This window comes from Burkholderia sp. Bp9140, assembly GCF_003853425.1.
Taxonomy (GTDB): domain Bacteria; phylum Pseudomonadota; class Gammaproteobacteria; order Burkholderiales; family Burkholderiaceae; genus Burkholderia.
On the sequence record NZ_QTPQ01000025.1, the window covers coordinates 110,719 to 130,709 of the forward strand.

16 protein-coding genes and 3 pseudogenes are annotated in these 19,991 nt (G+C 64.9%); 16 read left to right on the forward strand and 3 right to left on the reverse strand.

Annotated features, from left to right (window positions below):
* Positions 1-63 precede the first annotated feature (63 nt).
* On the forward strand, positions 64-540 hold the full coding sequence (gene greA / locus DIE21_RS21370) for a transcription elongation factor GreA (protein WP_014897431.1): 477 nt from the start codon (positions 64-66) through the stop codon (positions 538-540).
* Between the two features lie 14 nt (positions 541-554).
* Positions 555-1,108, forward strand: a pseudogene (locus DIE21_RS21375) (DUF4149 domain-containing protein).
* Here DIE21_RS21375 and DIE21_RS21380 read toward each other — a convergent pair.
* Positions 1,072-1,599 (reverse strand): YhbY family RNA-binding protein, encoded by a 528-nt coding sequence (locus DIE21_RS21380; RefSeq protein WP_124499592.1) that lies wholly within the window; start codon positions 1,597-1,599, stop codon positions 1,072-1,074. The pseudogene DIE21_RS21375 and the gene DIE21_RS21380 sit on opposite strands and share 37 nt — an antisense overlap.
* A 194-nt stretch (positions 1,600-1,793) precedes the next feature.
* On the opposite strand from DIE21_RS21380, the gene DIE21_RS21385 reads away from it, so the two are divergent.
* From DIE21_RS21385 to phoR, 11 genes are all read left to right on the forward strand, one after another.
* Positions 1,794-2,456, forward strand: a complete 663-nt coding sequence (locus tag DIE21_RS21385; protein WP_124499593.1) for an RlmE family RNA methyltransferase — start codon at positions 1,794-1,796, stop codon at positions 2,454-2,456.
* A 166-nt stretch (positions 2,457-2,622) separates the two neighbouring features.
* Positions 2,623-4,518 carry an ATP-dependent zinc metalloprotease FtsH gene (gene ftsH, locus DIE21_RS21390; protein ID WP_124499594.1) on the forward strand — a complete coding sequence of 632 codons (1,896 nt, stop codon included), beginning with the start codon at positions 2,623-2,625 and terminating at the stop codon, positions 4,516-4,518.
* Between the two features lie 28 nt (positions 4,519-4,546).
* On the forward strand, positions 4,547-5,488 hold the full coding sequence (gene folP / locus DIE21_RS21395) for a dihydropteroate synthase (protein WP_124499595.1): 942 nt from the start codon (positions 4,547-4,549) through the stop codon (positions 5,486-5,488).
* 36 nt (positions 5,489-5,524) lie between these two features.
* Complete coding sequence (gene glmM / locus DIE21_RS21400; RefSeq protein ID WP_124499596.1) at positions 5,525-6,880, forward strand: phosphoglucosamine mutase; 1,356 nt, start codon at positions 5,525-5,527, stop codon at positions 6,878-6,880.
* Between the two features lie 454 nt (positions 6,881-7,334).
* Positions 7,335-8,369 carry a phosphate ABC transporter substrate-binding protein PstS gene (pstS, locus tag DIE21_RS21410; RefSeq protein WP_124499597.1) on the forward strand — a complete coding sequence of 345 codons (1,035 nt, stop codon included), beginning with the start codon at positions 7,335-7,337 and terminating at the stop codon, positions 8,367-8,369.
* Positions 8,370-8,463: 94 nt separating this feature from the next.
* The gene (pstC, locus tag DIE21_RS21415) at positions 8,464-9,450 is read left to right on the forward strand and encodes a phosphate ABC transporter permease PstC (protein WP_124499598.1); all 987 of its coding nucleotides are present in this window, start codon (positions 8,464-8,466) and stop codon (positions 9,448-9,450) included.
* Positions 9,447-10,340 carry a phosphate ABC transporter permease PstA gene (gene pstA / locus DIE21_RS21420; protein ID WP_124499599.1) on the forward strand — a complete coding sequence of 298 codons (894 nt, stop codon included), beginning with the start codon at positions 9,447-9,449 and terminating at the stop codon, positions 10,338-10,340. Before pstC ends, pstA begins: the two co-directional genes overlap by 4 nt.
* A 15-nt stretch (positions 10,341-10,355) precedes the next feature.
* Positions 10,356-11,204, forward strand: coding sequence for a phosphate ABC transporter ATP-binding protein PstB (gene pstB / locus DIE21_RS21425; protein WP_124499600.1), 849 nt, complete (start codon positions 10,356-10,358; stop codon positions 11,202-11,204).
* 18 nt (positions 11,205-11,222) lie between these two features.
* Positions 11,223-11,927, forward strand: coding sequence for a phosphate signaling complex protein PhoU (phoU, locus tag DIE21_RS21430; protein ID WP_124499601.1), 705 nt, complete (start codon positions 11,223-11,225; stop codon positions 11,925-11,927).
* Positions 11,928-11,957: 30 nt separating this feature from the next.
* The gene (gene phoB, locus DIE21_RS21435; RefSeq protein ID WP_006750313.1) at positions 11,958-12,659 is read left to right on the forward strand and encodes a phosphate regulon transcriptional regulator PhoB; all 702 of its coding nucleotides are present in this window, start codon (positions 11,958-11,960) and stop codon (positions 12,657-12,659) included.
* A gap of 57 nt (positions 12,660-12,716) precedes the next feature.
* On the forward strand, positions 12,717-14,036 hold the full coding sequence (phoR, locus tag DIE21_RS21440; protein WP_124499602.1) for a phosphate regulon sensor histidine kinase PhoR: 1,320 nt from the start codon (positions 12,717-12,719) through the stop codon (positions 14,034-14,036).
* Between the two features lie 120 nt (positions 14,037-14,156).
* Here the strand turns inward: phoR and ppk1 are convergent, their stop codons facing one another.
* Complete coding sequence (ppk1, locus tag DIE21_RS21445; RefSeq protein WP_124499603.1) at positions 14,157-16,220, reverse strand: polyphosphate kinase 1; 2,064 nt, start codon at positions 16,218-16,220, stop codon at positions 14,157-14,159.
* 279 nt (positions 16,221-16,499) lie between these two features.
* Here ppk1 and ppx point away from each other — a divergent pair, with 279 nt between their 5' ends.
* On the forward strand, positions 16,500-18,014 hold the full coding sequence (gene ppx / locus DIE21_RS21450) for an exopolyphosphatase (RefSeq protein WP_124499604.1): 1,515 nt from the start codon (positions 16,500-16,502) through the stop codon (positions 18,012-18,014).
* A gap of 49 nt (positions 18,015-18,063) precedes the next feature.
* Here ppx and DIE21_RS21455 read toward each other — a convergent pair whose 3' ends face one another.
* Entirely contained in the window at positions 18,064-18,504 is a 441-nt protein-coding gene (locus DIE21_RS21455; protein WP_124499605.1) for a hypothetical protein, read from the reverse strand.
* Positions 18,505-18,828: 324 nt separating this feature from the next.
* On the opposite strand from DIE21_RS21455, the pseudogene DIE21_RS21460 reads away from it, so the two are divergent.
* Both DIE21_RS21460 and DIE21_RS21465 read left to right on the forward strand, forming a co-directional pair.
* Positions 18,829-19,274, forward strand: a pseudogene (locus DIE21_RS21460) (phage late control D family protein); the annotation flags it as partial.
* A gap of 190 nt (positions 19,275-19,464) precedes the next feature.
* Positions 19,465-19,917 (forward strand): annotated as a pseudogene (locus DIE21_RS21465) (contractile injection system protein, VgrG/Pvc8 family); the annotation flags it as partial.
* Between the last annotated feature and the right edge of the window lie 74 nt (positions 19,918-19,991).

A 19,991-nucleotide genomic window follows, 5' to 3' on the forward strand; every position in this document is an offset into this window, starting at 1 on the left:
CGCCGGGAATACGTTTAATCGCGGTGATTTTTTTTATAGCCGTTTTTAGCGATTGAGCCGTTTATGAGCACCATTCCGTTGACAAAGCGTGGCGCAGGGCAACTGCGCGATGAATTGCAGCGCCTCAAGTCCGTCGAGCGGCCGGCCGTGATCAACGCGATCGCGGAGGCCCGCGCACAGGGCGATCTGTCCGAAAACGCCGAATACGATGCCGCGAAGGAAAAGCAGGGCTTCATCGAGGGTCGCATCGCGGAACTCGAATCGAAGCTGTCCGCCGCGCAAGTCATCGATCCGACGGTGCTCGACGCCGACGGCCGCGTGGTGTTTGCCGCGACGGTCGAACTCGAGGATCTCGAGTCGGGCGACACCGTCAAGTACCAGATCGTCGGCGACGACGAAGCCGATATCGACCACGGCCTGATCTCGGTCAGCTCGCCGATCGCACGCGCGCTGATCGGCAAGTCCGAAGGCGACGTCGCGGCCGTGCAGGCACCGAGCGGCGTGCGCGAATACGAAATCATCTCGGTCAGCTACATCTGAAGCGGGGCGACGTGATGCCGCATCGCGTGTTCCGTCTGCTGTCGGCCGTGTGGGTCGGCAGCCTGCTGACGATCGGGTATGCGGTCGCGCCCGTGCTGTTCAAGACGCTGGAGCGGATGACGGCCGGCTCGGTCGCCGCCCAGCTGTTTCGCATCGAGGCGATCCTCGGTGTCGTGTGCGGCGTGCTGCTGCTCGCGCTGTCGAACCAGCAGGTGCGGCGCGGCAACGGCGATTATCGTCGCGTGCGCTGGATCGTCGCGGCGATGGTCGCGTGCGTGCTGGTCGGGTATTTTGCGCTGCAGCCGTTCATGAACGCGCTGCGGGTGGCCGCGATGGAAGCGGGCACCGATATCGCGAACTCGCCGTATGCGAGCCGCTTCGGGATGCTGCATGGCGTCTCGAGCCTGTTCTATCTCGTCGAGAGCGTGCTGGGGCTGATGCTGATCTGGCGTCTGCCGGCGCAAGACGCCTGAGCGGCTTGGGCGCCGCGCGGGCAGGGCGGCACGGGTTGCCCCGTGCCGCGCGGCAGGATTACTTGTCCTGGTGCGGCCGCTTCGTGCTGGCCTGACGCTTTTTCGCACGCTTCACGGTGCCGCCCGCCGTCACGCGCTCGTTGCCGCGCACGACGACCTTGGTCGGCTTCGGGCGACGCACGGGGCTCGCGTTCGGCGACACCTTGATGACCTTGACGGTGCGCGGCGCACGGCCTTTCTTGTCGTCGACGGCTTCAGCCGCGCTCGGCAGCGCGCCGGCACGGCGGCCGCGGGCCGGGGCCGCCACGGCTGCCTCGGGCTTCCAGATCACCAGCAGCTTGCCGATGTGCTGGATCGGCGCCGCGTTCAGGCGGTCGCAGATCTCGTCGTAAATGGCGACGCGCTCGTCGCGCTCGTCACCGAACACACGGATCTTGATCAGTTGGTGCGCGGCGAGGTGCACCTTGATTTCCTTCAGCACGGCGTCGGTGAGCCCTTCGGCGCCGATCAGCACGACGGGCTTGAGCGCATGGGCCTGGGAGCGCAGCGCGGAGCGCTCGGCGGGGGAAAGCGAAAGGGCGGGCATGGAAATGTCGAAATCTAAATAGGGGCGCGCTGCGTCAGGAGCGAATCGCGGGAAGTTACCGCATCAGCCGCGCGCCGAAACCACGTAAAATCGCGGCTTGGGCCTCAAAAGGGGCCGCAGCCGCGCGAAGAAGACGCGTATTATCCGCCAAAAGCAAGGCTTCACGAAGCAAATGGCAGCAATCTCTCTCTCGAATGGCAAAAAACCGCTTTAACCAGCACTGGCTGCACGACCACATCAACGACCCGTACGTCAAAATGGCGCAGCGGGAGGGCTATCGCGCGCGTGCCGCGTACAAGCTGAAGGAAATCGACGAGCAGGACAAGCTGATCCGTCCGGGCCAGGTGATCGTCGACCTCGGCGCGACGCCGGGCAGCTGGAGCCAGTATGCCCGCAACAAGCTCGCGCAGGGCAAGAAGCGTGACGCGGAGCGCGAAGGCGGCATCGACGGCACGATCGTTGCGCTCGACATCCTGCCGATGGAGCCGATCGCCGACGTCCACTTCCTCCAGGGCGACTTCCGCGAGGACGAGGTCCTCCACCGGCTCGAAGAATTGCTCGAAGGCCGCGCGGTGGACCTTGTTATTTCCGACATGGCCCCCAACCTCTCCGGCGTGGCCTCGGCGGACGCGGCGCGCATCGAGCATCTGTGCGATCTGGCGCTCGAATTCGCGCAGAACCATCTGAAGCCGGACGGTGCGCTGCTCGTGAAGTGTTTTCACGGCAGCGGCTACAGCCAGATCGTCGAGAAGTTCAAACAGCAGTTTAAGACCGTCGCGCCGCGCAAGCCGAAGGCGTCCCGCGACAAATCGTCCGAAACGTTCATTTTGGGTCGGCATCTGAAGCATCCGCATTGATGCGGAGCAGGGTGCCGCAAACGGGCTCCGGCCCTTGCCAGACAAGCAAAGCGCTATCGCGGCGGTTGTCAATGCTTATGGCGGGGGTGGTCGGACTGGATTAGAATGACCGAGGAGCGCTGCAAGGAAAATGTAGGCGCTCGTCTACGAGTGAAGGAGTGGTGCTTTGAACAACAATATGTTTTCGAAGGCAGCAGTGTGGCTGGTGATCGCACTGGTGCTGTTTACGGTGTTCAAGCAGTTCGACAAGCCCCGCGTCCAGGAAGGTGTGTCCTATTCGCAGTTCATGGACGACGCCAAGAACGGCAAGGTCAAGAACGTCATCGTTCAGGGGCGCAACCTCACCGTCACTCCGGCTGATGGCCAGAAATACCAGATCGTGTCGCCCGGCGACATCTGGATGGTCGGCGATCTGATGAAGTACGGCGTGCAGGTCAGCGGCAAGGCGGACGACGAGCCGAACGCGCTGATGTCCGCGCTGTACTACCTCGGGCCGACGATCCTGATCATCGTGTTCTGGTTCTACATGATGAGGCAGATGCAGGGGGGCGGCAAAGGCGGTGCATTCTCGTTCGGGAAATCGCGCGCGCGGCTGATCGACGAGAACAACAACGCGGTGAACTTCTCCGACGTCGCGGGCTGTGACGAAGCGAAGGAAGAAGTGTCCGAGCTCGTCGACTTCCTGCGCGATCCGCAGAAATTCCAGAAGCTGGGCGGTCGCATTCCGCGCGGCGTGCTGCTCGTCGGCCCGCCGGGTACCGGCAAGACGCTGCTCGCCCGCGCAATCGCCGGTGAAGCGAAGGTGCCGTTCTTCAGCATCTCGGGTTCCGACTTCGTCGAAATGTTCGTCGGTGTCGGCGCGGCCCGTGTGCGCGACATGTTCGAACAGGCGAAGAAGCACGCACCGTGCATCGTGTTCATCGACGAAATCGACGCGGTCGGCCGTCATCGCGGCGCCGGCATGGGCGGCGGCAACGACGAGCGCGAGCAGACGCTGAACCAGATGCTGGTCGAGATGGACGGCTTCGAGGCGAACTCCGGCGTGATCGTGATCGCCGCGACCAACCGTTCCGACGTGCTCGACAAGGCGCTGCTGCGTCCGGGCCGTTTCGACCGCCAGGTCTATGTCGGGCTGCCGGACATCCGCGGCCGCGAGCAGATCATGCGCGTGCACCTGCGCAAGGTGCCGATCGCGAACGACGTCGACGCAGCGGTCATCGCACGCGGCACGCCGGGCTTCTCGGGCGCCGATCTCGCGAACCTCGTGAACGAAGCGGCGCTGTTCGCCGCCCGCCGCGGCAAGCGCATCGTCGAGATGCAGGATTTCGAGGACGCGAAGGACAAGATCTTCATGGGTCCGGAGCGCAAGTCGGCGGTGATTCGCGAAGAAGCGAAGCGCGCGACGGCTTACCACGAGTCGGGCCACGCGGTGATCGCGAAGCTGCTGCCGAAGGCCGACCCGGTGCACAAGGTCACGATCATCCCGCGCGGTCGCGCGCTGGGCGTCACGTGGCAGCTGCCGGAGCATGACAACGAGACGTACTCGAAGGATTACCTGCTCGACCGCCTGGCGATCCTGTTCGGCGGCCGCGTGGCCGAGGAGCTGTTCCTGAACCTGGCCAGCACCGGTGCGTCGGACGACTTCAACAAGGCGACGCAGACGGCGCGCGCGATGGTGGCGCGTTTCGGCATGACCGATGCGCTCGGACCGATGGTCTATGTCGACGACGAGAGCGACAACGGCCCGTTCGGCCGCGGCTTCACGCGCACGATCTCGGAAGCGACGCAGCAGAAGGTCGACGGCGAAATCCGCCGCGTGCTCGACGAACAGTACGGCCTTGCGCGCCGCCTGCTCGAAGAGAACCGCGACAAGGTCGAGGCAATGACGGCCGCGCTGATGGAGTGGGAGACGATCGACGCCGATCAGATCAACGACATCATGGAAGGGCGTCCGCCGCGCTCGCCGAAGAGCTCGCCGGCTGTCGGCGGCGATTCGTCGGGCGGCGGCACCACCGCCGAAGTGAAGCCTGGCAACGCGCCGGCGCCTGCTTCGCCGGCCTGACCCCCGCTGTAGCAACGTTCACGGGCTGGTGTGGCTTCACACCGGCCCGTTTTGCATTCATCAACGCCTTCCGCCCGTGTCCGATTCCGCTGTTTCCGCGTTCATTCCCGCGCCGCTCCAGTGCGGCCGTTTCTCGCTGACGTTCGAACGCCCGCTCGTGATGGGCATCCTCAATGCGACTCCCGATTCGTTTTCCGACGGCGGCCGCTTCCTCGCGCGCGACGATGCGCTGCGCCAGGCCGAGCGGATGATCGCCGAAGGCGTCGACCTGATCGACATCGGCGGCGAGTCGACGCGCCCCGGCGCGCCGCCCGTGCCGCTCGACGAGGAGCTCGCGCGCGTGATCCCGCTCGTCGAGGCGCTGCGGCCGCTGAACGTGCCGCTGTCGGTCGACACCTACAAGCCGGCGGTGATGCGCGCGGCGCTCGCGGCCGGCGCGGACCTGATCAACGACATCTGGGGGTTCCGCCAGCCGGGTGCGATCGACGCGGTGCGCGAGGGCAGCAGCGGGCTGTGCGCGATGCACATGCTCGGCGAGCCGCAGACCATGCAGGTCGGCGAGCCCGACTACGGCGACGTCGTGACCGACGTGCGCGACTTTCTCGCCGGACGCGCGCAGGCGCTGCGCGACGCGGGCATCGCGCCGGAACGGATCTGCGTCGATCCGGGCTTCGGGTTCGGCAAGGCGGTGGTCGACGACAACTACGCGCTGCTGGCCGCCTTGCCGGACACGGCGCCCGCGCGACCCGACGGGCGCGCGTATCCGATTCTCGCGGGCATGTCGCGCAAGTCGATGCTCGGCGCGGTGATCGGCGGCAAGCCGCCGACGGAGCGCGTCGCGGCGAGCGTGGCGGCCGCGTTGTGCGCGGTCGGGCGCGGTGCCGCGATCGTGCGCGTGCACGACGTCGCGGCAACGGTCGACGCGTTGAAGGTCTGGAATGCCGTGCGCGAAGCCGCGCGGCAACGATAAGTCGAAACTGGGAAAGACGAAGGAGGAAGGTTCGCCATGGGACGTCGATATTTCGGCACGGACGGCATTCGCGGCACGGTGGGCGAGGCGCCCATCACGCCTGATTTCGTGTTGCGTCTCGGCTATGCGGCCGGCAAGGTACTGGCCGGCACGGCCGGCGTCGCGGCGGGTGCGCGTCCGACGGTGCTGATCGGCAAGGACACGCGGGTGTCGGGCTACATGCTCGAGGCGGCGCTCGAGGCCGGCTTCTCGGCGGCCGGCGTCGACGTGATGCTCGCCGGCCCGATGCCGACGCCGGGCGTCGCGTACCTGACGCGCGCGCTGCGCCTGTCGGCCGGCGTCGTGATCAGCGCATCGCACAACCCGTATCAGGACAACGGCATCAAGTTCTTCTCCGCGGACGGCAACAAGCTGCCCGACGATACCGAAGCCGCGATCGAGGCCTGGCTCGACAAGCCGCTCGAATGTGCATCGTCGGACCGGCTGGGCAAGGCGCGCCGCCTCGACGACGCGGCCGGTCGCTACATCGAGTTCTGCAAGAGCACGTTCCCGGCCGCATACGACCTGCGCGGGCTGAAGCTCGTGATCGACTGCGCGCACGGCGCCGCTTACCAGATCGCGCCGCACGTGTTCCACGAGCTCGGCGCGGACGTGATCCCGATCGGCGTCGCGCCGAACGGCTTCAACATCAACGACGGTGTCGGCGCGACGGCGCCCGATGCACTGGTGCGCGCGGTGCGCGCGAACCATGCGGATCTCGGCATCGCGCTCGACGGCGATGCGGACCGCCTGCAGGTCGTCGATTCGACGGGCCGGCTGTACAACGGCGACGAGCTGCTCTACGTGCTCGTGAAGGACCGGATCGCAACCGCCGGCAAGGTCGACGGCGCGGTCGGCACGCTGATGACGAACCTCGCGGTCGAGGTCGCGTTGCAGCGCGAGGGCGTGCAGTTCGTGCGCGCGGCGGTTGGCGACCGCTACGTGCTCGAACAGTTGCGCGAGCGCGGCTGGCAGCTCGGCGCGGAAGGCTCCGGCCACATCCTGTCGCTCGACCGCCATTCGACCGGCGACGGCATCGTGTCGGCGCTGCTCGTGCTCGCCGCGCTCAAGCGCAGCGGCCGCACGCTCGCGCAGATGCTCGACGGCGTCACGCTGTTCCCGCAGAAGCTGATCAATGTACGGATGAAGCCGGGCGCGGACTGGAAGGGCAGCGCATCGATTCGCGCGGCGATCGACGCGGCTGAAAGCGCGCTCGCCGGCCGCGGCCGCGTGCTGATCCGCGCGTCGGGCACCGAGCCCGTACTGCGCGTGATGGTCGAGGCGCAGCATGCGGCCGACGCGACCCGTCACGCGGAAGCGATCGCCGACGCGGTGCGCGTGGCGACGAGCTGATCCGAATCGGTAACGGCGCGCGACGGTCCGGCCGTGTGCGCGCCGCCCCGGCGGTGATTCGAATTGCGGCGCCTTCGGGCGCCGCAATTCGTCAGACGCAAAGGTTTGCGCTATTAGATAGAGGGAGCTTCGGCACGGATTTCGTCTGACGGAAGAAGTCATCCGACCCTGAGTTGCGGCGGCGTGCAGGGGAGCGCATTACCGCCTCTGCACGCCGCGAAATGATCGCCCGCACCCCCGCTCGGAGGGTGCGCATGCCGTCCCCTCCCGACCGGCAATTCTTGCCGCCGTTCCCGTCGCGCCGCGCCTGCGCGGCCGCCCGCACCGGGCCCGATATACCCTTTCAACCAGTCATGTTACTGTCACGCCAGTTTCATCGATTGTCACATTACCGTCATGAGGAGCCCCTAACCTTCGCGGTGCCGTAGTCATCCGCTCACACACTGGAGGTCTCATGAAATTGATGCAAACCGCGATTGCCGGCCTGGCTGGCGCGCTTTTCGCAGTCGCCGCGCAAGCCGCCGACATCACGGGCGCAGGCAGCACGTTCGCGATGCCGATCTATACGAAATGGGCTGCTGACTACCAGCAGTCCGGCGGCGCGAAGGTGAACTACCAAGGTATCGGTTCGTCGGGCGGCCTGAAGCAGATCAATGCGAAGACGGTCGATTTTGCCGGTTCGGACGCTCCGCTGAAGGATGAGGACCTCGCGAAGGAAGGCCTGTTCCAGTTCCCGACGGTGGTCGGCGGCGTGGTGCCGGTCATCAACGTGCCGGGCGTGAAGGCCGGTGAACTGACGCTGTCGGGCCCGGTGCTCGGCGACATCTACCTCGGCAAGATCAAGAAGTGGAACGACCCGGCGATCGCCGCGCTGAACCCGAAGGTCAAGCTGCCGGATACGGACATCGCGGTCGTTCGCCGCGCTGACGGCTCGGGCACGAGCTTCATCTGGACGAACTACCTGTCGAAGGTCAACGACGAGTGGAAGTCGAAGATTGGCGAAGGCACGACGGTCAACTGGCCGACGGGTACGGGCGGCAAGGGCAACGACGGCGTCGCGGCCTTCGTGCAGCGCCTGCCGGGCGCGATCGGCTACGTCGAATGGGCGTATGCGAAGAAGAACAACATGATCTACACGGCCCTGAAGAACTCGACGGGCACCGTGGTCGAGCCGAAGACCGAAACGTTCAAGGCCGCTGCTGCCGGCGCGAACTGGTCGAAGTCGTTCTACCAGATCCTGACGAACCAGCCGGGCAAGGAAGCATGGCCGGTCGTCGGCGCGACGTTCGTGCTGCTGCACGCGAAGCAGGACAAGCCGGAGCAGGGCGCCGAAACGCTGAAGTTCTTCAGCTGGGCGTTCAAGAACGGCGAGAAGGCAGCCGACAGCCTCGACTACATCTCGCTGCCGGCGGCAGTCGAAGCGGAAATCCGCAAGCAGTGGAAGACGAAGGTGACGGACGCATCGGGCAAACCGGTCGCCGCCGAGTAAGCCAAGCAGCGGTTCGCTGCCCGGCCGTGCCGGCCGGGCAGTGTGTGCGGTAAGGCCGGGCGTCACGGCGCCCGGCGATTCAGAACAGGCGCCCATGTCTGATATTTCCTATACGTCCTCCCGGTCCGCCGACGTCGCGCAGCAGCGCGCGCCGAGCCGTCTCGGCGACGTTGTGTTCGGCGGCCTCGCACGGCTTGCCGCGATCGTGACCCTGCTGCTGCTGGGCGGGATCATCGTTTCCCTGATCTTTGCGTCGATGCCGACCATCCTGAAGTTCGGCGCCGGCTTCCTGTGGCAATCCGAGTGGGATCCGAACTCGGATGTCTACGGTGCGCTCGTGCCGATCTACGGCACGATCGTCACGTCGATCATCGCCCTCGTCATCGCGGTGCCGGTCAGCTTCGGCATCGCGCTGTTCCTCACCGAGCTGTCGCCCGTGTGGCTGCGTCGTCCGCTCGGCATCGCGATCGAGCTGCTCGCCGCGATTCCGTCGATCGTGTACGGCATGTGGGGCTTGCTCGTGTTCGCGCCGATCTTCGCCGAATACTTCCAGAAGCCGATCGGCCGAATCTTCAAGGACGTGTGGGTCCTCGGTCCGCTGACGTCCGGCGCGCCGATCGGCATCGGCATTCTCGCGGCCGGCGTGATCCTCGCGATCATGATCATCCCGTACATCGCGTCCGTGATGCGCGACGTGTTCGAAGTCACGCCCGTGCTGCTGAAGGAGTCGGCGTACGGGATCGGCTGCACGACGTGGGAAGTGATGTGGAAGGTCGTGCTGCCCTATACGAAGACCGGCGTGATCGGCGGCGTGATGCTCGGCCTCGGCCGCGCGCTCGGCGAAACGATGGCCGTGACCTTCGTGATCGGCAACACGAACCTGCTCGACAGCGTGTCGCTGTTCGCGCCGGGCAACAGCATTACCTCCGCGCTCGCGAACGAATTCGCGGAAGCGCAACCCGGCCTGCATACGTCCGCGCTGATGGAACTGGGCCTGATCCTGTTCGTGATCACGTTCATCGTGCTGGCCATCTCCAAACTGCTGCTGTTGCGTCTCGAGAAGGGAGAGGGCAAGAAATGAGCGAGCCCATCATGAATTTCCCGGGGCCGGACGGCGCCGTCCTCGACGCGATGCGCAACAGCCTGCAGCGCAAGCGCAAGATCACCAATGCGATCGCGCTCACCGCGTCGCTCGGCGCGATGGCATTCGGGCTGCTCTGGCTCGTGTGGATTCTCTACACGACGGTGCATCTCGGCGTCGGCGGCCTGTCGCTGCAGTTGTTCACCGAATCGACGCCGGCGCCGAACACCGCGGGCGGCGGCCTGGCGAACGCGATCGTCGGCAGCCTGCTGCTGTGCGGTTTCGGCACGCTGGTCGGCACGCCGATCGGCATTCTCGCGGGCGTCTATCTCGCCGAATACGGCCAGAAGAACCTGCTGGCGAGCACGATCCGCTTCATCAACGACATCCTGCTGTCGGCGCCGTCGATCGTCATCGGCCTGTTCGTGTACGCGATCGTCGTCGCGAAGTCGGGGCGCTTCTCGGGCTGGGCCGGCGTGATCGCGCTCGCGCTGCTGCAGATCCCGATCGTGATCCGCACGACCGAGAACATGCTGAAGCTCGTGCCGAACGCGCTGCGCGAAGCGGCCGTCGCGCTCGGTACGCCGAAGTGGCGGATGGTGCTGAAGATCACGCTGCGCGCATCGGTCGGCGGGATCGTGACGGGCGTGCTGCTCGCGATCGCGCGGATCGCCGGCGAAACGGCGCCGCTGCTGTTCACCGCGCTGTCGAACCAGTTCTTCTCGTGGGACATGAGCCAGCCGATGGCGAACCTGCCCGTCACGATCTACAAGTTCGCGATGAGCCCGTTCGCGGAATGGCAGTCGCTCGCATGGGCGGGCGTGTTCCTGATTACGCTCGGGGTGCTCGGACTCAACGTCCTGGCGCGCTCGGTCTTCTCGAAAAAGTAACGGCGGAGCAATCCGATGAATATGGCAGAAAGCCACCTGAATCCCGTCGAGCGCACCGCTGCGCCCGCCGGCACGCACGATGCGGCGCACGGCCGTCCGCTGGCGCCGCTGAACGCGAAGATCGAGGTCAACAACCTCAACTTCTTCTATAACAAGTTCCACGCGCTGAAGAACATCAACCTGCGCATTCCCGAAGGGAAGGTGACGGCGTTCATCGGCCCGTCGGGCTGCGGCAAGTCGACGCTCCTGCGCACGTTCAACAAGATGTACGCGCTCTATCCGGAGCAGCGCGCCGAAGGCGAAATCATGATGGACGGCGAGAACCTGCTGACGAGCAAGCGCGACATCTCGCTGCTGCGCGCGCGGATCGGCATGGTGTTCCAGAAGCCGACCCCGTTCCCGATGTCGATCTACGACAACATCGCGTTCGGCGTGAAGATGTTCGAAAAGCTCACGCGCTCGGAGATGGACGACCGCGTCGAGTGGGCGCTGACCAAGGCCGCGCTGTGGAACGAGGTGAAGGACAAGCTGAACCAGAGCGGCTACGGGCTGTCCGGCGGCCAGCAGCAGCGTCTGTGCATCGCGCGCGGCATTGCGATCCGTCCGGAAGTGCTGCTGCTCGACGAGCCGTGCTCGGCGCTCGACCCGATCTCGACCGGGCGCATCGAAGAGCTGATCGCGGAGCTGAAGAGCGACTATACGGTCGTGATCGTCACGCACAACATGCAGCAGGCCGCGCGCTGCTCGGACTTCACGGCCTACATGTACCTGGGCGAGCTGATCGAATTCGGCGAAACCGAAAAGATCTTCATCAAGCCGGTGCGCAAGGAAACGGAAGACTACATCACCGGCCGTTTCGGCTGATGACGGAGAACAACAACCATGTCGGATAAACATCTGTCGAGCCAGTTCGACGCGGACCTGAATGCCGTGTCGTCGAAGGTGCTGGAAATGGGCGGCCTCGTCGAGTCGCAGATCGTCGGCGCGATGCGCGCGCTCAACGAATTCGACCGCGAGATGGCCGAGAAGGTGATCACGGCCGAGGAAACGCTGAACGCGATGGAGGTCGACATCGACCAGGAGTGCGGCAACATCATCGCGCGGAGGCAGCCTGCCGCGCGCGACCTGCGCCTTCTGATGTCGATTTCGAAAACGATTACGAACCTCGAGCGTGCCGGCGACGAGGCCGAGAAGATCGCGAAGCGCGTGCGCCGCCTGATCGACGAGCCGGCCGCGCGCACGGTGAACATCGCCGAGATCAAGGTGTCGGGCGAGATGGCCGTGACGATCCTGCGCCGCGCGCTCGACGCATTCGCGCGCCTGGATACGGTGGCGGCCGCACAGATCGTCAAGGACGACAAGGAAATCGACCTGGAATTCCGTGCGTTCGTGCGCAAGCTCGTGTCGTACATGCAGGAAGATCCGCGCACGATCTCGGTCGGCCTCGAGTACCTGTTCATCGCGAAGGCGATCGAGCGGATCGGCGACCACGCGAAGAACATCGCCGAATTCATCATCTACATCGTGAAGGGCACCGACGTGCGGCACCAGCCGCGCGACACGCTCGATCGCGAAGCCAACAGTTAATCGACTCCGTAAGGAAGAATAGAGGTGCCGATGCCCAGCAACATTCTCGTCGTTGAAGATGAGCCCGCGATTTCCGAACTGATCTCGGTGAATCTCCAGCATGCCGGTCACTGCCCGATCCGCGCGTACAACGCGGAGCAGGCGCAGAACCTGATCAGCGATGTGCTGCCCGATCTCGTGCTGCTCGACTGGATGCTGCCGGGCAAGTCCGGTATCGCGTTCGCGCGCGACCTGCGCAACAACGAACGGACCAAGCACATCCCGATCATCATGCTGACCGCGCGCGGCGACGAGCAGGACAAGGTGCTCGGCCTCGAGATCGGCGCGGACGACTACGTGACGAAGCCGTTCTCGCCGAAGGAGCTGATGGCGCGCATCAAGGCCGTGCTGCGCCGCCGCGCGCCGCAGCTGACCGAGGATGTCGTATCGATCAACGGGCTGCGCCTCGACCCGGCCACGCACCGGGTCGCCGCGCACGGCGACGGCAGCGAGATCAAGCTCGATCTCGGCCCGACCGAATTCCGCCTGCTGCATTTCTTCATGACGCATCCGGAGCGCGTGCACAGCCGCACGCAACTGCTCGACCAGGTCTGGGGCGATCACGTGTTCGTCGAAGAGCGCACCGTCGACGTCCACATCAAACGATTGCGCGCGGCCTTAAAACCGGCCGGCTGCGATGCGATGATCGAGACCGTGCGCGGCAGCGGCTACCGGCTCGCCAAGCACGCGTAACGTATCCGGACATGCCGTGTGCCGCGGCATGCCGTTCATTCTTTCGGGCGCTGAATCATGAACATCATCTGGGCGCGCTTTCTCGTGTCGCTCGTGCTGCTCGTGCTGATCAGCGTATTGGTCGGCGTGTTCGCCGGCCCGACCGCGGCCCTCGGGTTCGCGGTCGTGATGCTGGTCGCGCAGGGCTTCTTCAGCACCTTCCATACGCAACGCCTGTGGCGTCTGCTCGATGCACCCGTGTACGGCGAGGTGCCGAGCGCACCCGGCATCTGGGGCGAAATCTACTACCGGCTGCACAAGCTCGCGAAGCAGTGGCACGCGCAGGTGCGGCAGGTCGAGCAGCAGCATTCGCGCTTCATCCAGGCGATCCAGGCGTCGCCGAACGGCGTTGCGATGCTCGACGACCATGATCAGATCGAGTGGTGCAACGCGATCGCCGAGGTGCATTTCGGCCTCGATGCGAAACGCGACCTGCGCCAGCACATCACGAACCTGGTGCGTCATCCGGATTTCGTCCGCTACCTGAACGCACAGCATTATGACGAGACGCTCGTGATGCGCGGGATGGGCGACTCGCGGCAGAACGTGCTGGAAGTGCAGGTGTTTCCGTATGGCGAGAACCGCAAGCTGCTGCTCACGCAGGACATCACGGAGCTCGAGCGGACCGACGCGATGCGGCGCGACTTCGTCGCCAACGTGTCGCACGAGCTGAAGACGCCGCTTACCGTGCTGTCGGGCTTCCTCGAGACGATGCGCGAACTGCCGCTGAACGAGGAGGATCGCGCGCGCTATCTCGAGATGATGGAGCAGCAGGCGTCGCGCATGCGCCACATCGTTACCGACTTGCTGGTGCTCGCGAAGCTCGAAGGAGAGAGCAAGCCGCCGATGGATCACGCGATCGACATGCGTGCCGTGTTCGACCATCTGAAGGAAGATGCGCAGACGCTGTCGAACGGGCATCACGAGATCGCGTTCTCGATCGACGAGACGCTCGGCGTCACCGGCGCGCAGACCGAAGTATTCAGTGCGTTCGCGAATCTCGTCACCAACGCGATCCGCTATACGCCGGACGGCGGCAAGATCGTCGTGTCGTGGCGGCGCGAGGGCGCGCAGGGCGTGTTTTCCGTCACCGACAGCGGCTTCGGCATTCCGGCCGCCGACCTGCCGCGGCTGACCGAGCGCTTCTACCGTGTCGACCGCAGCCGTTCGCGCGATACGGGCGGCACGGGGCTCGGCCTCGCGATCGTCAAGCACGTGCTGCAGCGGCACGATTCGCACCTGTACGTGCAGAGCGAGGAAGGGCGCGGCAGCACATTCACCGCGCGCTTCCCGGGCTCGCGGATCATCGCGATCCGGCCGGCCGCGTTCGAAGCGTGAGCGTGTGACGCCGGCAGGGGCGTTGCCTCGATGCTCCGTTCGAAGCAAAAAAGCACAGCCCGCGGGCTGTGCTTTTTTGCTTGTTGCGCGGCGCGCGAGCCGTGCGTACCGCGTGCGTGCCTACGAACAGAACTTCGCAAGCAGCCCGAGTTGCGCGTTGCGGATCGTCTTGCCCGCGCGACGCCGGCGGTAGTGCCCGTCGCTGTGCATCAGCCACGCCGACTGGTTGTCGCCGAGGCAGACCGACAGCCCTTCGGCGATCACGCGGCGTTTCAGCTTGCGCTCGCGGACCGGGAACGCGACTTCGACGCGGCGGAACAGGTTGCGGTCCATCCAGTCGGCGCTCGACAGATAGACGTCCTCGGCACCGCCCGCGTGGAAATAGTAGATGCGGTGGTGTTCGAGGAAGCGGCCGACGATCGAGCGCACCGTGATGTTTTCCGACAGCCCCGGCACGCCCGGCTTCAGCGCGCACACGCCGCGCACGATCAGGTCGACCTTGACGCCGGCCTGCGACGCTTCGTACAGCGCGGCGATCACCGACGGCTCCAGCAGCGCGTTCATCTTCGCGACCACGCGCGCGCGCTTGCCGGCGCGCGCATTGTCGATCTCCGCGCGGATGGATTCGATGATGCGCGGATGCAGCGTGAACGGCGACTGCCACAGCTCGTGCAGCGTCAGCTCGCCGCCGATCCCGGTGAGTTGCTGGAACACGTGGTGGACGTCCTCGCAGATCTTCTGGTCGGCCGTCATCAGCCCGAAGTCGGTATAGAGGCGGGCGGTGCGCGGGTGATAGTTGCCGGTGCCGAGGTGCACGTAGCGACGCAGCGATGCGTTGCCGTCCTTCACGACGCGCCGCACGATCAGCATCATCTTCGCGTGGCACTTGTGGCCGACCACGCCATACACGACATGCGCGCCAACGGCTTCGAGTTGCGACGCCCAGTTGATGTTGGTTTCCTCGTCGAAGCGCGCGAGCAGTTCGACGACGACGGTCACTTCCTTGCCGTTGCGCGCGGCTTCCATCAGCGCGTCCATCAGCGGCGAATCGGTGCCGGTGCGGTAGATCGTCTGCTTGATCGCGACGACGCTCGGGTCCTTCGCGGCCTGCTGCAGCAGTTCGAGCACCGGCTGGAAGCTTTCGTACGGATGGTGCAGCAGGATGTCGCCGTCGTCGATCGCGTCGAACATCGTCGGCGTGTTGACGATCGCGGGCGGGATCGATGCGGCGAACGGCGCGAACTTCAGGTCGGGGCGATCGACGAGATCGGGGATCTGCATCAGCCGCACGAGGTTCACGGAGCCGGCCACGCGATAGCAGTCCTTCTCGCCGAGCAGGCCTTCCTCGAGCAGGCGGCGCACGATATGCGCCGGCGTGTCCGCCGACACTTCGAGCCGCACCGCGTTGCCGAGGTGGCGCGCGGGCAGTTCGCCTTGCAGCGCGACGCGCAGGTTGGTGATTTCGTCTTCGTCGACGAACAGCTCGCTGTTGCGCGTGATGCGGAACTGGTTGCAGCTCTTCACGACGAGCTGCGGGAACAGTTCGCCGACGAAGCGCTGCATGAACGAGCTGAGCAGCACGAAGCCGTGCTCGAAGCCCGACAGCGCCTGCGGCATGCGCACCACGCGCGGCAGCGCGCGCGGCGCCTGCACGATGCCCATCACCGCCTGGCGGCCGAACGCGTCGCGGCCTTCGAGCTCGACGACGAAGTTCAGGCTCTTGTTCAGCACGCGCGGGAACGGGTGCGCGGGATCGAGGCCGATCGGCGTCAGCACCGGCAGCAGTTCATCGAGGAAGTAGCGGCGCGCCCATTCGAGCTGCTCGTCGTTCCACGTGTCGCTCGCATGGAAGTAGATGCCCTCCTGTTCGAGCGCGGGGAGCACGGTTTCGTGCAGCATCGTGTATTGGCGGTGCACGAGCCGTTGCGCACGCTCGACGACGAGATCGTAGGCGTGCTGCAGCGACATGCCGTCGGGCGTCAGTGCGCCGGGGTTGTCGCGGATCTGTTCCTGGAGGCCGGCCATCCGGACTTCGAAGAACTCGTCGAGGTTGCTGCTCGTAATGCAGATGAAGCGCAGTCGCTCGAGCAACGGAATGTGCGGGTCAGCTGCCTGGGCCAGCACGCGCTCGTTGAAACCGAGGATGCCGAGTTCACGATTGAGAAGCGGATAACGGACGGACATCGGCAGAGTAGGGGGTGATTCGGGCGATGATTCGAAAGGACGCTCGGAAACTCTCACGGTACGATGACGTGTTGATGACGGTGGTGTATTTATATCGGGAAATTCTACGCCGGAACCGTTTCGTCTCATAAATGTTTCGGCCATATACAATCTACCCGTGTACATGCCCGTGAAGCGTGGCAACGGCAAGCGTTCCACGCTTAAAATGTCGCCTTTGATTGATCGTCCAGCGTGGCCGGAACGGCTGCCGCGGGCGAACGCGCACGGAGCTCCTTTCTGATGGTTACATCCCCCCACTTGCTGGCAGCCGTCGATCTCGGCTCGAACAGCTTCCGGCTGATCGTCGGGCGCGTCGAGGAAACGCCGGCGGGCAGCCAGATCTATCCCGTCGATGCGCTGCGCGAGCCCGTTCGGCTGGCCGCGGGCCTGTCGAGCGACAAGATGCTCGATCGCGCGTCGCAGGAGCGTGGCTGGGAGGCACTCAAGCGGTTCGGCGAGCGCCTGCGCGATTTCCATCCCGATCATGTGCGCGCGGTGGCGACCAACACGCTGCGCGTCGCGAAGAACGCGGGCGAATTTCTCGGCGAGGCCGAAGCGGCGCTTGGTTTTCCGATCGAAGTGATCGCGGGCCGCGAAGAGGCGCGCCTGATCTATGCGGGCGCCGCGCATTCGGTGCCGGCGAGCGCTGGCAAGCGGCTCGTCGTCGACATCGGCGGCGGCTCGACTGAATTCATCATCGGCTCGCACTACACGCCGATCGTGATGGAGAGTCTCTATATCGGCTGCGTGAGCCATAGCCGCGCGTTCTTCCCGGCCGGCAACGTCGACGAATACACGATGCGGCAGGCCGAGCTCGCGGCCAAGCGCGAGATCCAGATCATTTCCAGCGAGTACAAGAAGGCCGGATGGGACCAGGCGATCGGTTCGTCCGGCACCGCGCGTGCGCTCGCGGAACTCGTCGAGGCGAACGGCTTCAACGACGCGGGCGTCACGCACGGCATTTCGCGCGGCGGGCTCGAACGCCTGAAGCGCGCGTTGATCAAGTCCGAGAACGTGAACCGGCTGAAGCTGATCGCGCTGAAGCCCGATCGCGTGCCGGTGCTCGCCGGCGGGCTTGCGATCATGCTCGCCGTGTTCGAGGAACTCGGTGTCGACTATGTCGACACCACCGATGGCGCGCTGCGTCTCGGCGTGCTGTACGACCTGCTCGGCCGGACCCAGCACGAGGACATGCGCGCGGTGACCGTCGAGGGCTTCACGCGCCGCTACGGCGTCGATCGCGCGCAGGCCGAGCGCATCGGCGCACTGGCCGTGCGGTTCTACGACGAGCTCGATGAATCCGATGAAGAAGCGCGCGAGGAAGGCCGGATGTTCCTCGGCTGGGCCGCCGCGCTGCACGAGATCGGCCTGTCGATCTCGCACAGCTCGTATCACAAGCATTCGGCGTATATCGCGAGCAATGCCGACATGCCCGGTTTCTCGCGCACCGACCAGGCGCGCCTTGCCGCGCTCGTGCTCGGGCATGCGGGCAAGCTCGGCAAGTTGTCGCAGGCGCGCGAGGTCGAATGGCCGCTGCTGTTCTGCCTGCGGCTGGCCGCGCTGCTGTGCCGGCGCCGGACCGATGCGGGGCTGCCGGACATTTCCGTGTCGCAGATGAAGAAGGGCGGGTATGAAGTGCGCCTGCCGAGCGCATGGGTCGAGCAGAACCCGCTGACCGACTACAGCCTCAGCCAGGAAGCGGCCGAGTGGGAGAAGGTCGGCATTCCGTATCGCGTGGTTTATACGGGCGCTTGACCGCCCTGAGCCGACGCGGCGCGCTCGCGCCGCTTTCTTGACGACGTGCTCAGTCCGAGCACACGATCGCGGTCAGGAACGGGAACGCCTGCTTGACGGTCGCGTCGCTGCCGGCCTTGCGCACGGCCTGCTCGACCGCGCCCTTCGTGCCGCGTACCACGACGCCGTACGCCCAGTTACCGATCGGCGTGCCGTCGCCCGGCTGGAAGATCGGGTCGTTCGCCTGGTAGCCGAGCACGACGTATACGCCGAAGCCGTAGGCGGTCAGCGGATGGTTCGTACGGAACGCGTTCACCGAATTCGCTTCGACGTGCATCGGCTCCGACTGAATGTCGCCGGCCGCGAGCAGCGGCGCGACGAATTTATGGCCGTTCGAATGGCAGTCCAGTGAGTCGTCGAGCGACTTGGCGGACGCGGCGCCGGACGCGCCGAATGCGCCGAATGCGAGCAGCGCGACGAGCAGGGCGGTCTTGAAAACGTGGTTTTTCATGCGCGGTTGCGGGTTGGTCGCGGACATTATCGCGTGTTCCAGCAAGTTTCGTGCGCGGGGGGGGCGGCGGACGGAACGGTAGCCGACGGTCCGGGCGCGGGGCGAATAAAGTGAAAGGGGGCAAGCGTGGAGGCTGGGAGCACTGATCCATCGCGCCGGCGCCCACGCGGGCAAACCGTCGCCCCGTGTCCGCGTCGAGGGGCAGGATGGCTTCGGACGACTATACGGAGTCGGTTGCGATTGATGTTATTGGGGCAGTGCGGCCATTCGATAGCGCGGCAAGCATGATCCACACCCTTTAGTATCGATGGGACCGAGCTGTCCCAGCGCGCAGTGGGGTGCACCCGGCTCGGTCGACATTTCGATTTCGTGCTCGACGTCCTGTCGACGCGCAGCGATCTCGAACTGAAAAAACTGATCGGTCAGCCTGTCACCCTCTGGATTCAGCAGGCAGATCGCTCGTATCTTTCCCGCAACGGGTATGTCTATGCAGTGCGAAAGCTGGGATCGGAAGGTGGACTGACCAGATCAGCTTCGCATCATGGATGCATTTTCTGAAATTTCCCCGCGATCAGCGCATCTGGTAGGACAAGCCAATCGACGAGATTCTCCGCGATGTATTCAACGTGCATCCGCAGGCGAAGGGTCGATTTGACTTCGCGCTGTCCAAGCAGCTTCCGTCGAGATCGTACTGTACACAGTGTGAAGATGACTGGAATTTCGTCCATCGGTTGATGGAAGAGGAGGGGCTGTTCGGCATCTGGAAGCAAACGACTCGCTGTCGCAGATCGTGTCTGAACGCGAGCCTCCGCTTCGCTGGGCAACCGGGCATCAAATTCTGTCAGGCCGAATCATATTTCTCAGACTTTAGAATAAAATCGCGCGAGCGACTTGCTGTCGCGATGGCTGACCGTCTTTGCGTCACTGTTTTGACGGTCGAACCTGAGAGAGATAACGAAAATGGATATCAGACCGTCCGCACTCGGGGACCTGAAGTTTCGCGACCTCTACGAGGCGATCAGTAAGGGCGTTTTGCAGCAGGGGCGACTGTTAATGCTGAATACGCCGCTCGGCGAGAATGCGCTGGTGCCGTTACGTGCGCGCGGATCGGCCAGAATCGGGCGTGACTATTCATACACTATCGACGTTGCGTCGACGCGCGACGACACCGCGCTGCTGTCGCTGATGCACCAGCCTGTCACTCTACAGATTCAGCAAGTCACGGCCCCGTTTGCTGTCCCTGTCTATCGTCCGGTCCATGGTTTCGTGCATCGGGTTGCCTATTTGGGCGGAAACGGTGGTCTTTCCACGTACCAGATCGAGTTTTCGTCGGCGCTGGCCTTCCTTGAGAAAACCCACAACGAAGAAGGCTGGCTTGAGAAAGATGCTCGCGAAATCGTTTCTGACGTGTTGACCTTACCCCGCCGAGTACACCATTCGTAAGTTAGTGGGCTCGCCGTTTTTAGGTTGATGCAGTTGCCGGAATT